General features: G+C 68.6%; 11 protein-coding genes. 8 read left to right on the forward strand and 3 right to left on the reverse strand.

Annotated elements, in window-relative coordinates; genetic code table 11:
• Window positions 1–226 precede the first annotated feature (226 nt).
• Window positions 227–1,597: an extracellular catalytic domain type 1 short-chain-length polyhydroxyalkanoate depolymerase gene (locus ACVCAG_RS44200; RefSeq protein ID WP_447191566.1), complete on the forward strand. Its 1,371-nt coding sequence runs from the start codon at window positions 227–229 to the stop codon at window positions 1,595–1,597.
• A gap of 632 nt (window positions 1,598–2,229) precedes the next feature.
• Here the strand turns inward: ACVCAG_RS44200 and ACVCAG_RS44205 are convergent.
• Window positions 2,230–2,973, reverse strand: coding sequence for a FadR/GntR family transcriptional regulator (locus tag ACVCAG_RS44205; RefSeq protein WP_447191567.1), 744 nt, complete (start codon window positions 2,971–2,973; stop codon window positions 2,230–2,232).
• A gap of 903 nt (window positions 2,974–3,876) precedes the next feature.
• Here ACVCAG_RS44205 and ACVCAG_RS44210 point away from each other — a divergent pair.
• The 3 genes from ACVCAG_RS44210 (at window position 3,877) to ACVCAG_RS44220 (ending at window position 8,454) form a co-directional block, all read left to right on the forward strand.
• Window positions 3,877–5,238, forward strand: coding sequence for a lectin (locus ACVCAG_RS44210; protein WP_447191568.1), 1,362 nt, complete (start codon window positions 3,877–3,879; stop codon window positions 5,236–5,238).
• A gap of 238 nt (window positions 5,239–5,476) precedes the next feature.
• Window positions 5,477–7,864 (forward strand): ricin-type beta-trefoil lectin domain protein, encoded by a 2,388-nt coding sequence (locus ACVCAG_RS44215; RefSeq protein ID WP_440089636.1) that lies wholly within the window; start codon window positions 5,477–5,479, stop codon window positions 7,862–7,864.
• A gap of 206 nt (window positions 7,865–8,070) precedes the next feature.
• Window positions 8,071–8,454, forward strand: a complete 384-nt coding sequence (locus tag ACVCAG_RS44220; protein WP_440089638.1) for a hypothetical protein — start codon at window positions 8,071–8,073, stop codon at window positions 8,452–8,454.
• 80 nt (window positions 8,455–8,534) lie between these two features.
• Here ACVCAG_RS44220 and ACVCAG_RS44225 read toward each other — a convergent pair whose 3' ends face one another.
• Both ACVCAG_RS44225 and ACVCAG_RS44230 read right to left on the reverse strand, forming a co-directional pair.
• Window positions 8,535–9,383 carry a fumarylacetoacetate hydrolase family protein gene (locus tag ACVCAG_RS44225; RefSeq protein ID WP_447191569.1) on the reverse strand — a complete coding sequence of 283 codons (849 nt, stop codon included), beginning with the start codon at window positions 9,381–9,383 and terminating at the stop codon, window positions 8,535–8,537.
• A gap of 114 nt (window positions 9,384–9,497) precedes the next feature.
• Window positions 9,498–10,268, reverse strand: coding sequence for a FadR/GntR family transcriptional regulator (locus tag ACVCAG_RS44230; protein ID WP_447191570.1), 771 nt, complete (start codon window positions 10,266–10,268; stop codon window positions 9,498–9,500).
• Window positions 10,269–10,407: 139 nt separating this feature from the next.
• On the opposite strand from ACVCAG_RS44230, the gene ACVCAG_RS44235 reads away from it, so the two are divergent.
• The 4 genes from ACVCAG_RS44235 (at window position 10,408) to ACVCAG_RS44250 (ending at window position 14,719) form a co-directional block, all read left to right on the forward strand.
• On the forward strand, window positions 10,408–11,682 hold the full coding sequence (locus tag ACVCAG_RS44235) for an ABC transporter substrate-binding protein (RefSeq protein WP_447191571.1): 1,275 nt from the start codon (window positions 10,408–10,410) through the stop codon (window positions 11,680–11,682).
• A 163-nt stretch (window positions 11,683–11,845) separates the two neighbouring features.
• Window positions 11,846–12,673, forward strand: coding sequence for an ABC transporter permease subunit (locus tag ACVCAG_RS44240; protein WP_440089643.1), 828 nt, complete (start codon window positions 11,846–11,848; stop codon window positions 12,671–12,673).
• Complete coding sequence (locus tag ACVCAG_RS44245; protein WP_440089644.1) at window positions 12,673–13,500, forward strand: ABC transporter permease subunit; 828 nt, start codon at window positions 12,673–12,675, stop codon at window positions 13,498–13,500. The genes ACVCAG_RS44240 and ACVCAG_RS44245 overlap by 1 nt, the downstream gene beginning before the upstream one ends.
• Window positions 13,501–13,525: 25 nt before the next feature.
• The gene (locus tag ACVCAG_RS44250; protein WP_440089645.1) at window positions 13,526–14,719 is read left to right on the forward strand and encodes an enolase C-terminal domain-like protein; all 1,194 of its coding nucleotides are present in this window, start codon (window positions 13,526–13,528) and stop codon (window positions 14,717–14,719) included.
• The last annotated feature ends 54 nt before the right edge of the window (window positions 14,720–14,773 follow it).

Below are 14,773 nucleotides of genomic sequence, written 5' to 3' on the forward strand. Positions count from 1 at the left end.
TCCACCTCCGAGGCTCGATCATGTGGCTGAAACTCCTCACTTCAACCACATGATCCGAACCTCGAACAGCTCCTAGGGCACATGGACCTGCTGACCTTCCTTCCGTCCTGATGAGGGGCCTCCGGTGCGGCGAGACCCGCCGCACCGGAGGCTTCGGCTTGAGCCCTGACGAGGCAAGCCGTCAGCGAAGTGGCTGGAGGCGCCCCGGCAATCGAAAGGACATGATGTGAGACGAAGGCTCAGGGCCGTGCCGGCGGCCGGCGCCTTACCCCTGTTGATCGCGGGCCTGCTCCTGGCGGTCCGGCCCGCCGCGGCCGCGTCGCTGACCCAGGTGACCGACTTCGGTAACAACCCGACGAACCTCAACATGTACATCTACGTACCGGACAGGGTCGCGGCACGGCCGGCGATGCTGGTCATGGTCCACTACTGCACGGGCACGGCCAGTGGGGTCTTCAACAGCGTCGGGCGTGACTACGTGACCGCGGCGGACCGGTACGGGTACATCATCGTGGTCCCCGAGGCCACCCGGGAGGGACGCTGCTTCGACGTCTCCACCCCCGCCGCGCTCAGGCGCGACGGCGGCGGTGATTCCACCGGAATCATGTCCATGGCCACGTGGGCCCGGCAGCGCCACAACGTCGACCCCGCCCGCATCGTGGTCAGTGGCTTCTCCTCCGGCGCGATGATGACCAACGTGCTCGCCGCCCAGTACCCGGACGTGTTCACGGCCGCCGCGGCGTTCTCCGGCGTCCCCGCCGGGTGCTTCGCCACCACCAACGGATCGCTGTGGAACAGCCAGTGTTCCGGCGGGAACCTCGTCAAGACCCCGCAGCAGTGGGGCGACCAGGCACGGGCGATGTATCCCGGATACACCGGCCGCTATCCCCGGATGCAGCTGTGGCACGGCAGCACCGACACCACGCTCGCCTATCCCAACTTCGGCGAAGAGATCAAGCAGTGGACCGACCTGCACGGATCGAGCCAGACACCGGCGTTCGCCGACAGCCCTCGATCGGGTGTGACCCGGACCCGGTACGGCGCCACCACGACCCAGGCTCCGGTCGAAGCGTTCAGCTTCGCGGGCCACGGCCACTCCCTGCCGCTGGACGGCATGTTCCCCCACGCCATCACGTTCCTCGGCCTCGACGGCGGCGCGAACCCGTCGCCGTCGCCGTCGCCCACTCCGACGGTGACTCCGACGCCGGGAACGGCGGGTGCGATCCGGGGTGTGGGCTCGGGCAGGTGCCTCGACGTGAGCGGCGTCTCGCAGGCCAACGGCGCCGCGGTACAGCTCTGGGACTGCAACGGCCAGAACAACCAGCAGTGGGCGACGACCGCCGCGAGTGAACTGCGGGTCTACGGCAACAAGTGCCTGGACGTGGCCAACCAGAGCACCGCCAACGGCGCCCTGGTCCAGATCTGGGACTGCAACGGGCAGAACAACCAGAAGTGGCGCCTGAACGCCGACGGCACCATCACCGCCCTCGGCGCGAACAAGTGCCTGGACGTGCCCAACAGCGCCACCGCCAACGGCACCAGACTCGCCATCTGGGACTGCAACGGCGGAAGCAACCAGCGCTGGACCCGAACCTGACCCCACCGAGCGGAACCCGCCTGGGGTGGTCGGCGCCCCGGGCGGGTTCTTCACCTGGTCGATCCGAGCCGATCGACGGGAGCCTCCCGGACCGGTTCGACGCGGAGGGTCGTCGAGGCCGGTCACCGGAGGTGTGGCGGCGTTTCCTGTGGATCGGGTGATGTCGCCGAACACGAAGAGGGCGGGTGCCGGTAACGCTCACCTCCGTCAACCGGGCCGGACAGGGCGTCTGGGGCAGGACGCTCGGCCCGAGTTACTTTGTTAGCGCTCACATAAGTTCATCGAGACCTGTCCTCTGCCCGGCGGGCTTGGTTGTGGGTGGTGCGGCAGAGTAGACACGAAGTGAGGAATGCCTGTCAAGAATCAGGCAGGTCTTGCATTCCGGGCGTTTGCTCGGCGACCAGGTCCCATCTGCTTCCATCAAAGGGCGCTCGCTCTTCCTGGAGGCGCGGTGCGGTGAAACTTTCACCCGTGGCCGTCCCCGCGACGGCCGGGCGGCCATTCGCTCTTTCCTCCCGAGCAGAGCGGCCATCGGCGCACGTGGTGCTCGCCGCGGGCGTCCGGCACGACGGCACCGGGCGCGTCCTGGCGGTGCCGTACCCGCACCACCCGCGTAATCCGCTCGCGGGAGATCAATCGGTCGGCGAGAAGATGCGCTGCTGGATCTCTCTGCGGTAGTCGTCCAGGGTGTTGTCGATGTGTGTCGCCGCGGCCTGGGCCGCCGCTTCCGGGTCTCCGGCGCGGATGGCCTGGTAGATGGCGTCGTGTTCCTCGACGGCCTTGGCCGCGTGCCCGCCCACCGAGCCGCGCAGTCCGATGAGGTTGGACTGGGCCTGCAGCCGGCGGGCCTCTCGCACCGCTATCTGGAGGAACATGTTGTGCGAGGCCGTCGCGATGGCGGTGTGGAAGGCGTCGTCGCCCTCGATGAACAGATCCTCACGTCCGATGTCGAATCCGTAGCGGCACACCTCGGCCGACTTCTCGATGTCTCCCAGCTCCGCCGGGGTGGCACGGCGGGCGGCCAGCCGGCTGGTCTCCATCTCCTGAGCCCGGCGGAACTCGAAGAGCATGTAGACGTGGTCAAGGTCGGTGGGCAGGAAGAAGGACGCCCAACGTCCGGTGCCGAGCATCCCCTCGTCGTCGGCCACGTAGAGACCGCGCCCCTTCTGGGCGCGTACCCGGCCGAGCGCCGAGAGTATCTTCACCGCCTCACGCACGACGGTTCGGCTCGTGCCCAGTTGCCGGGCCAGCTCGTTCTCGGTGGGCATGCGGTCACCGGGCCGCAGGCGCAACCGACTGATCAACTCCAGCACCTGCTCCGCGGCCACCTCGTAGCCCGGCCGGTACACGCCTTCCGCACGCGGAGTATCGACCACGCCGCTCCCTCCCTGCCACCGCCTCCTCAAGGGTACGGCCAACCGAGGCTCGGATCAGCACCAATCCTCGCAACCTACCTGACATAGAGTGCTACACATCTGACGCGGCGCGGAATCCGCGCACCGGCCGAGGGAAAGAGCAAGCCTTCCAACTGCGCTTATGCTCGAAAGAGTTCCCACTCTGACAATGGTCCGCTTGTGAGGAGTCAGAAATAAGTGGGCTTAAGGTCTTGACGCGCCTCAGCGTGAGGAACGTAATTAGTAGCTAAGTCTCCGGGACGCCTCCTGTCGGGGGTCTCCTCCTTGGCTGGACCGCATCTGGAGTGGGGCACTCCGCGGCGGTCGTGCATCGTGACCCGACCGTCTCGACTCACGCAGTCCCTCAGATCACACCCCCCTCGCGGTACCACTCGCCGGACACCGCGACATGTCTGGAGAATCATGTGAGCGATCGGAACCAGCCACGCGGACGCGCCCGACACCGCGGCGACCGGCTGCCGGCGCTGGGCGTGGGACGGCACTATCCGTGCTCGCCGGCCGTGCCACCGCCATGAGGGTGGCTGCGGACGGCCCACGCGGGTCGACGGCGGCGAGCCGGCGGCGCGGTCGGACCTCGCCGGGCGGCTCGCCGCCGAGCCGGACCGGCGGAGGCCACCGGAGGTAAGGACGGACATCGTCGTCCACGACGGTGACGCGAACGGTTCCGTACCACTTCGCACCAGAACGCGGTCGTCCGGCGACATCGGCAAGAACCGGCCAGACGTGGTGTTCGGCGCGGGCACCGACGAAACGGCGTTGAGCCGCCACACCGGCCGGCTGAGACTCCTACCCCCCAATGAAGGAGAACCAAGTGGTTTCCCCATCCAGACATGTCGACGTCCCCATCCCGGGGGGAGTCGCGTGATGTTGAAGCAGAAATCCTTCTTCGGAGCGATCGCGGCCGCGGCGCTTCTCGTCCTGTCCACGGGTCACGCGGCGCTGAGCAACAGCGTCGGCGCGACCACGTCGTCCACGGGCACCGCCGCCCTCGCGCCGACCGCCGGGTGCGGCAAGGCCCCGGCGCTGACAAGCGGCACGCGCACGATCCAGAGCGGCGGCAAGACGCGCTCCTACATCCTGAGGCTCCCCGACAACTACAACAACAACACGCCCTACCGCGTGTTCTTCGGGTTCCACTGGCGGGGCGGCACGATGAACGAGATCGACTCGGGCGGCACCAGCGGGTACCCCTGGTCCTTCTACGGCATGCGGCAGATGTCGAACAACAACGGGATCTTCGTCGCGCCCCAGGGCATCGGCAACGGCTGGGCCAACTCCAACAACGAGGACGTCGTCCTCGTCGACGACCTGAACAGGCTGCTCGACGCCTCCCTGTGCGTCGACACCACGCAGCGCTTCGCCATGGGCTTCAGCTACGGCGGCGGTATGAGCTACTCGCTCGCGTGCAGCAGGGCGACGGTCTTCCGCGCGGTCGCGGTCTACGCCGGCGCGCAGCTCAGCGGGTGCAGCGACGGCTCCCAGCCCATCGCGTACATGGGACTGCACGGCATCAGCGACAACGTCCTCAACATCTCCCAGGGACGGTCGCTGCGTGACAGGTTCGTCCGCAACAACGGCTGCACCCCCCAGAACCCGCCGGAGCCGGGTTCTGGCAGCAGGACGCACATCACCACCACCTACTCGGGGTGCCGTGCCGGGTACCCGGTCGTGTGGGCCGCCTTCGACAACGGTCACATGCCCGGCCCCGTCGACGGGACCTACGCCGAGAGCGGCATCACGACCTGGACCAAGGGCGAGGTGTGGAGGTTCTTCTCGCAGTTCGGGAGCGACCCCAACCCCACGCCGACTCCGACTCCGACGGTGACTCCGACGCCGGGAACGGCGGGGGCGATCCGGGGTGTGGGCTCGGGCAGGTGCCTCGACGTGAGCGGCGTCTCGCAGGCCAACGGCGCCGCGGTACAGCTCTGGGACTGCAACGGCCAGAACAACCAGCAGTGGGCGACGACCGCCGCGAGTGAACTGCGGGTCTACGGCAACAAGTGCCTGGACGTGGCCAACCAGAGCACCGCCAACGGCGCCCTGGTCCAGATCTGGGACTGCAACGGGCAGAACAACCAGAAGTGGCGCCTGAACGCCGACGGCACCATCACCGCCCTCGGCGCGAACAAGTGCCTGGACGTGCCCAACAGCGCCACCGCCAACGGCACCAGACTCGCCATCTGGGACTGCAACGGCGGAAGCAACCAGCGCTGGACCCGGACCTGACCCCTTTTCCTGATCTCTGAGACACCTTCGGGATCCCTCGCCGGGAAAGCATCGTCCCGGCGAGGGATCCCCTTCTGCGGCAGGAGCACTTTCGCATGCCTGACCGCCCGGGGCGCGGCCGTCCGTACGTGGACGGCCGCGCCCCGGGCGGCACGAGGACCGGCGCCGCAGCCGCCGGACCGGCTCCGATGGGACGTTCCGCCGGCCACTCCCCCACCCCCCGACACAAGGAAGTCCCGTGTTTGAATTCTCGTACTCCGCGATGCGGAGACTGATGCTGGCCGGAGCCACCGCGATAGGGCTGACCGCCGCGGCCGCCCTGGTGGCGCCGGTCTCGCCCGCCTCGGCGGCCACCACGACCCTCTACGCCTCCCCTTCCGGTAGCGGCACCACCTGCTCCGCGGCCCAGCCTTGCTCGTTGCCCGCCGCGCAGACCGCGGTGCGGGCGCTCACCGGCGCGATGTCCGGTGACATCGTCGTGGAGCTGGCCGCCGGGACGTACCGCCTCTCCGCGCCGCTCCGGCTGACCGCCGCCGACTCCGGCAACAACGGCTACACCGTCAAGTGGCAGGCCGCCGCGGGTACCCGTCCCGTCATCAGCGGCGCCAGGGCGGTCACCGGCTGGTCGCTCGCCGACTCCGGGAAGAACATCTGGCGGGCCAACGTCGGCGCCGGGGCCGACACCCGGCAGCTGTACGTCAACGGCGCCATCGCCACCCGCGCCCGCACCCAGGTGAACCGGGCGGACTTCACCGCGAACAGCAGCGGCCTCTCCTTCACCAACGGCGCCCTGAGCTATCTGAACAACCTCGCCAACAAGAGCCGGGTCCAGATGGAGAGCGTCAACTCGTTCACGGACCGGTACGTGTCGGTGCAGAACATCACCGGGAACTTCATCACGATGCAGCAGCCCGGCTGGAGCAACAACAACTTCGGGTACGACACCTTCACCAGCCCGCACCGGGCGGGCCCGCTCTACCTGACCAACGCCTACGAGTTCCTCGACGCGCCGGGCGAGTGGTACCTCGACTCCGGGACCGGCGCGCTCTCCTACATCCCGCTCTCCGGGCAGAACATGAGCAGCGTCAGCGTGGAGCTGCCGGTGCTGCAGTCCCTGGTGAACGTCGGGGGAACCTACGACGCGCCCGCGCACCACATCGCGTTCACCGGGATCACGTTCACCGGCACGACCTGGACGGCGCCGAGCGGCAACCAGGGCTACGTGGACCAGCAGACCGGCGTCTACATGGCCGGCAACTGGAGCTGGCCCGCCTTCACCTCCTGCCACAACGGCTGCCCGCAGTTCGAGGCCACCCGGCCGAACTGGTACCAGATGCCCGCCGCCGTGCAGGTGTCCGCCGCCAACAACGTCACCTTCAGCGACTCGCAGTTCTTCAACCTGGGGCAGACGGCCATCGGCATCGGCAACGACGCCAACGGTCACGCCAGCGGTGTCGGCCTGGGCGCGAGCAACATCACCGTCACCCGCTCCGAGATCGCCCGTAACTCGGCCGGCGGCATCGTGGTCGGCGGCGTGCGCGCCGACGCCCACCACCCCGGCGACCAGCGGATGGTCAACCGGAACATCACCGTCAGCAACAACCGCATCCACGACCTCGGCGTGGAGTACCGAGGCATCGTCTCGGTCCTGACCACCTACGTCAGCACCGCCACCGTCACCAACAACGAGGTCTACAACATGCCGTACACCGGCATGTCGATCGGGTACGGCTGGGGCGCCAACGACGCCGGCGGCAGCGAGCACTACGCCGGCCGCGGCCTGTACAACTACCAGCCGCGCTACACCACGGCCACCACCGCGTCCAACAACCGGCTCTCCGGCAACTACGTGCACGACGTCATGCAGCAGATGAACGACGGCGGATGCATCTACACGCTGTCGGCGAACCCGGGCGGGCTGATCAGCGACAACTACTGCCTGCGGACCAACGGCTACTTCGGCGTCTACTTCGACGAGGGCTCCCGGTACTACACCGCCCGCAACAACGTCTTCTCCTCCACCGGCACCTGGGCCACCGCCAACTACTGGTACGCCGAGAACATGGGGAACTTCACCGTCACCGGCAACTGGTCGACCAACGGCAGCACCAACGTGACCAACGGCGACCGCGGCAACGTCGTCAACAACAACGTCACGGTCACCAACGGCAACTGGCCGTCGGGCGCCCAGGCCGTGATGGCGGCCGCCGGACCCCAGGGAACCACCCAGCCCCCGCAGGGTGTGCAGCTCGTCGGCACCCAGTCGAACCGCTGCGTCGACGTCCCGAACTCGACCACCACCAACGGCACCCAGGTGCAGCTGTGGGACTGCGGCACCGGCACCAACCAGCGCTTCACCCAGACCTCGGGCAAGCAGCTGCAGGTGTACGGCAACAAGTGCCTGGACGCCAACGGGCAGGGCACCGCCAACGGCACCCAGGTGATCATCTGGGACTGCAACGGCCAGGCCAACCAGCAGTGGAACGTCAACGCCGACGGCACCGTCACCGGCGTGCAGTCCGGTAAGTGCATGGAGGCGAGCAACTTCGGGACCGGCAACGGGACCAAGGTCCAGCTGTGGTCCTGCACCGGCACGACCAGCCAGAAGTGGACCCTGCGCAGCTGATCCAGCCGTCTCATCCCTTCGCCGGGGCGGTCCACCGCCCCGGCGAAGGCCATCGCCCGGACGCCCCGGCCGCGGAAGGCCGGGGCGAGGGAGGCCGCCCCGGACGAACTCACCGGTCCGGGGCGGCCTGGGGGACGTCGTCGCCGGAACGCGGCGCCGGGCGTCCCCCACCCCGCCGACACCACCGACACGAGGGAAAGCGCCGCATGAGCACGCCAGGCGACATCGACGACCTCCTGCTGCACCTGGAACGCGAAGGACTCGTCCTCCATCTCGGCGTCGGTGACGCCACCGTGTGGTTCGCCGCCGAGTTCCGCGAGCGCATGATCGCCGAACGGCTGGCGATGCTGCCGGACGAGCCCCTGGTGAGCGTCGCCACGGCCGCCGCGGTGCTCAACGTCCCGCACTCCCATGTCATCGCCGAGGTCCGCGCCGCCACCCTGGCCGGCCACGACAGCGGCCGGCAGGTCCGGGTGCGGCGCGAGGCCCTGGTGCGGCGCATCACCAACCTGGGCCTGCCCCACCCGGCTCCCTCCGCCGAGCCCCCGAACCTCCCCGACAGCCCTACGCGGGGAAACACGCGTCCGTAGCCGCCGACCTCACCTGGAGCGCTCCCGTGCCGGCCCCCTCCCACACGCCTTCGCGCGCCCGGGAAGCGTTTCGTCCGCTCTCACGCCTGCCCCATCCGCTGACGCTGGCGGCCGAGTCCGTCGATCTCGAGTTCGACCACGTCGCCCGCGCGCAGGTACGCCTCCGGGCCGATGCCGAGGGCGACCCCGGCGGGGGTGCCGGTGTTCACCACGTCCCCCGGCTCCAGGACCATGAACTGGCTGAGGTACCAGATCACGTGATGAACGCCGAAGATCTGGTTCTTGGTGCTGCCGTTCTGGCGGAGCCGCCCGTTGACCCACAGGCGCAGGCCGAGCGCCTGCGGATCACCTACCTCGTCCGGCGTGACCAGCCACGGGCCCAGCGGGTTGAACGTCTCGCACGACTTGCCCTTGTCCCACTGGCCGCCGCGTTCGTTCTGGAACTCCCGCTCGGAGACGTCGTTCGCGATCGCGTATCCGGCGATCACGCCCGCCGCCTCCTCCGGGGAGGACAGGTAGCGGGCCGTGCCACCGAGGACCACCGCCAGTTCCACCTCGTAGTCGGTCTTCACGCTGCCGCGCGGCACCAGGACCTCGTCCTCGGGGCCGACGACCGTGTTGGACGCCTTCATGAAGACCACCGGCTCGGCGGGGATGGCGGCACCGGTCTCCTCCGCGTGGTCGGAGTAGTTCAGCCCGATACAGATGATCTTCCCTGGCCTGGCCACCGGAGCGCCGATCCGCTCGTACGGCCCGGCCTCGGGCAGGCCGCCCTCGGCGAGGGCGGAACGTACCCGCTCGACGCCTCCCCCGGCGAGGAACGCGCCGTCGATGTCGGCCGTCAGCGCCGACAGGTCCAGCGCCCTGCCGTCGGGTCCCATGACGCAGGGCCGCTCCTGGCCTGGCGAACCCACCCGAAACAGTTTCACGAAACGCCTTCTTCCACTTGGTTCACAGGCATGCCCATCGGGCCGAGCCTGCCGGATTCATCGGATCGAAGTAAAGCCACTGGACGCCGCGTCCCGGTCGAGCGGGATTCGCGTTCAACGCTCCAGGCGCACGGGCTCGTCCGGCCCGCCGCGGCGGACGAGCCAGGCGTCGGTGATGTGCTTGAACATCGCCTCGGCGGCCCCGCCGGGGTCGTGGGCGGCGATGCGCTCGTAGATGCGGCGATGGCCGAGGTTGGACGCCACGCACAGGGCCCGCTGGGGCTGGCCCATGTAGCGGGCGGTGTTGATGACCTGGCTCTCCAGGGCACGCACCACGCCACGGGCGATACGGTTGCCGGACGCCTGCATGATCACGTCGTGGAAGGCGCGGTCGTGATCGGCGTACGTGACGTGGTCGTCCACGAGCTCGTCCATCCGGTCCACCAGCGCGCGCAGCCGGTCGACGGTGTCCTGATCCGCGAGGCGGGCGGCGAAGTTCGCCATGTCGGACTCCAGCACGCGCCGGGTGACGACGAGGTCGTCGAGGATCGCCAGGCTCTCGTCCTCGGCGATGGTCGCCGCGAGGACATGCTCGTCGAGCATGTCCCACATCGTCGGCGGGGTGACGATGGTGCCGCTGCCCTGGCGGACCTGCACCAGCCCCTTCTCCTGAAGGATCTTCACCGCCTCGCGGATGACGGTCCGGCTCACCGAGAAGGCGTCGCAGAGCGCGGGTTCGGCAGGCAGCGGTGAGCCCGGCGGGTGCGCTCCGCGAACGATGCGCTCCACCAGTTCCGCCGTCACCGCCCTGGCGAGGTTGGCCGGCCGTCGCACCCAGGCCGGGGGTGGCGCCACGCTCGGCGGCGATTCCTGCGATGCCGTCATATCTCCTCCGGTGCCGCGGGCGGCGCCACATTTCGACATCAGTATATGTCACGTGTATTGACGTCAGACGTCATACGAATTACGTTTCGCCTCACATCGCGGCCGGGCGAGCCGGCCGTCCTCTGGAGAGTGAACAGCAATGAAGCAGCGAACACTGTGCTCCGCCCTCTTGGTCGCCGGACTGGCCTTAGCCGGCTGCGGAAGCGCCAGCAAGCCCGCGTCGGCGCCGAGCGACTCCGGCAAGGTCACGAAGCTCGTGGTCTGGGACTGGAAATCCGGTGACGCGGCCGCGGCCTCCTACGTCCAGAAGGCGAAGGACGACTTCGCCAAGAAGCACCCCGGCGTCACGGTCGAGTTCGTGGCCCAGCCGTTCGACCAGTACTACACCCTGCTGGGCGCGGCCATCCAGTCCAGCACGGGACCGGACGTCATGCTCTTCAACGGAGGCGGCCAGATCCGCGACCGCGTGGACTCGCTCCTCCCCCTCGACCAGTACGTCGCCGAGGACAAGGAGCGCCTGGCGGGCTGGGACGCGTTCAGCAAGGACGGCAAGATCTACGGCGCGCCGGTGACGTTGCAGGGCCACCCGATCTACTACAACAAGACGCTGTACGAGAAGGCGGGACTCGACCCGGCCAGCCCCGCCACGACGTGGAAGGAGTTCGTCGACGACTGCGGCACCATCAAGCAGAAGACCGGGGCCGACTGCTTCGCGCTCGGCAACAAGGAGGGCGCCGGCATCCAGTTCTTCATGTCGGGCCTCGGCTCGGGCATCCTGACGGCGCAGGAGTACGACGACTGGATCGCCGGGAAGCGCGCCTGGGACTCCCCCAACGTGAAGCAGATCTTCAAGCTGTGGAAGGACGCCGGCGACTCGGGGCTGAACAACAAGGGTGCCAACTCGACCGCGATGTTCAACGACGCCTTCACGGTCTTCAACTCCGGCAAGGCCGCCCACATCATCGGGCTGATGTCGGACATCGGGCACTGGAAGGACTTCAGCGAGTTCCTGGGGAACGACAAGGTCGGCGTCATGTCGTCCCCGGTCGTCACCAGCGGAACCACCCCGAGCCTCGCGTACGACGGCGGCATCGGCTACGCGGTCGCGAAGTGGGCGAAGGACCCGAAGATGGCCGCCGACATGGTGCGGTCGCTGACCACGACCGACGCCCTGACCTCCTTCTACTCCGACGCCGGCGCGATCGCGTCCGACACCACGATCGACGTGTCGCAGGGCCCCGTGGCCGTCGGCACGCTCGTGTCGCAGCTCAAGGAGGGTAAGCCCGCCCTGCACGTCGCGTTGTCCTCGAAGACCCTGGACCTGATGGGAAGGCTTTCCCAGCAGCTCCTGAGTGGATCGGCGACCGTCGACGAGGTGGTGGAGCAGCTGGCCGCCTCGGATCGGGCGAGCTGATCCCGTGCCGATCCGAGATTCGTCACCGTTGGTCCGCCCGGTCGACTCCGGGCGGGCCGGCGGAGAGGCAACGAGGCGACGGGCACGTCCCGGTGACACCGGGCCCGCTTCCCGCCCGGTGTCGCGCACGTGGCGTTCCGACCGCCTCGCACCTTATGTTCTGGTGGCTCCGGCCCTGCTGATCATCGTGGCACTGCGGCTGTGGCCGCTGCTGCTGGGCGTCAACTTCTCCTTCACGGGCGACGGCGAGCGCAACGGGATGATGGTCGGCCTCGACAACTACCTGGAGATGTTCCAGGACGCGACGTTCCAGAGCGCGCTGCGCAACGTCGGGCTGCTGGTGCTGCTGCTTCCCGTGGCGGTGGCCATCCCGGGCCTGCTGGCGACGTTCATCTACCTGCGCGTGCCCGGGCACCGTGTCTTCCGCAGCGTCTACTTCTTCCCGGCCGTGCTCTCGCCGGTGATCGTCGGCGCGATCTTCAACCTGATGCTCGCCTACGACGGCCCGTTGAACACCGTCCTGGCGACGATCGGTCTCGGCCCGGTCGACTGGCTCGGCGATCCGGACGTCGCCATGTTCGCGGTCGTCGGCGTGCACATCTGGGCGACGTTCGGGATGGCCCTGGTGGTGTTCCTCGCCGGATTCGCCACCCTGGACCCCGCGCTCCTGGACGCGGCCCGGGTCGACGGCGCGACGCTCCCCCAGATCATCTGGCACGTGATCATCCCGGGTCTGACCCGCACCATCCAGTTCGTCTTCGTGACCACGATGATCGGGATGCTGACGTCCATGTTCGGCCTGCTGTACGTCATGACCAGCGGTGGGCCTGAGGGGTCCACCTACCTGCCGGAGTACTACGTCTGGATCCAGCAGGGACAGATGAACCGCCCCGCGCTCGCCTCGGCCGCGTCGACGGTCCTCTTCCTCATCATGCTCGTGGTGGGGCTCATGCAGATCAGCGTGCTCCGCCGCGCCGGAAGGGAGGACTGATGTCCGGCAACCGGCTGACCAAGTGGGTACTCGCCGTCCCGATGGCGCTCCTCGCGCTGGCGACGATCTATCCCCTCGTGTTCACCACCAACGTCGCCATGAAGACCCGGCGTGAGTATGTCCTCGACCGCTTCTCGCCGACGACCTCCCTGCAGTGGGACAACATCGTCACCGCGTGGACCAGCGTCGGCATGGCACGATACTTCGTCAACTCGCTCCTCGTGGTGACGATCTCGGTGGTCCTGCTGCTGCTCCTCGGGTCGATGGCGGGCTTCGCGCTGAGCCAGCTGCGGTTTCGCGGCTCCAAGGCGCTTTTCCTGGGCTGTCTCGCGGCCCTGTTCATCCCGTTTCAGGTGATCATGGTGCCGCTCGCCCGGGTGATGGCGGACAGCGGCCTCATCGACACCTACCCGGGACTGATCCTGGCCTACGTCGCGCAGTTCCTCCCTTTCACGATCTTCCTGATGACGAGTTACTACAAGACCGTTCCAGGGGAGATCATCGACGCGGCGAGAATCGACGGGAACACGACGTACGGCGTCTACCGGCGGGTCATGCTGCCGATAGGCACTCCGGCCCTGCTGTCGGTCGGCATCCTCAACGCCCTGTTCTGCTGGAACGACGTGCTCATCTCCCTGCTGATGATGCCCTCGGCCGACCATCGCACCCTCATGGTCGGGGTCACGTCGCTGCGCGGACAGTACTCCGACGACATCCCCACCTTCGCCTCCGGGGTTCTGATCGCCGCCGTACCCGTGCTGATGGTCTATCTCTTTCTCCAACGTCAGATCGCCGACGGCGTCACCGCCGGTTCCACGAAGGGCTGACATGCGTATCTCGGGGTATCGCACTTTGAAGACGGTCCAGGAGTGGGACCGTCCGGTCGGTGACGCCAACGGCGTCTACGCCGACGGGGTCGTTCCGGTGTCGATCATCGTCGTGGACACCGACGAGGGGATCACCGGCGTCGGCGTCGGGCCTCACGTGGAACTGGACAACGTCTTCGCCGCCATCGAGGGTGAGGACCCGCGCGGCGTCACGGCGCTGTACGACCGCATGCTGCGGCAGACCTTCAAGGCGGGCCACGCGGGCGCGGTGTTCGGGACCATCGGCGCGCTCGACACCGCCCTGTGGGACATCAAGGCGAAGGCGGCCGGCGAGCCGCTCTGGCGTCTGCTGGGCGGGCGCGACAGGCGGGTTCCCGCCTACGCCTCGGGCCTGGACATCGGCCTGACCGACGACGAACTCGTCTCGGTGTACGAGGTCTACGCCCGGCACGGCCTGCGGGCGGCCAAGCTCAAGGGCGGCCTCGACATCGAGCGGGACCGGCACCGCCTGACGCTGGTCCGGGAGGTCCTGACCGAGGCCGGGCACGGGAAGCGGCCGGGCCTGATGCTCGACGCGAACGAGGCCTGGTCGCGCAAGCAGGCGATCCGGCACGTCTGCGAGCTCGAGCGCACCCTGGACCTCACCTGGATCGAGGAGCCCGTCCGGCGGTGGGACGCCGAGGGCCTGGCCGTCGTCGGCCGCGGGATCCGCGCGTCGGTCGCCACCGGGGAGAACCTCACCGGGCTCGAGCAGTATCGCCCGCTGCTGGCCGCGGGGGCCGTCGACATCGTCCAGACGGCCGTGGTCTGGGGGATCACCCACTTCCTGCGGGTGTCCGCCCTGGCGCACGCCCACGATCTGCCGGTCAGCCCGGTCGGCAACGTCCCGGTCGGCCTGCTGCACGCCGCGACGTCGGTGCCGAACCACATGGCCAGCGAGCTGCAGGACCTGCGTCCGCCGCTCGGGGTGTCCCTCGACCTTCACATCGAGGACGGCGCGTTCCATCTCGGGGACTCGCCCGGCCTGGGTCTCACGATCGACGAGGACGTCATCAGGGGGCTCACCCGCAGGCCTGGCACCCTGTCGGCCGACGGCCCCGGCGTCCGGCCGGAACAGGCCGGCCGGCGGCTGCTGGCGGTGACCGACAACGGTCACGCCGTACAGCAGCGCCTGCTCGCCCCCCTGGTCATGGACGGTCAGCACCGGACGCCGGGGTGAATCCTCCGTTCGACGCCGACCGTCCATGACGCGTCCCGGACCGGAAGAAGGGAA

This window comes from Streptosporangium sp. G12, assembly GCF_052983175.1.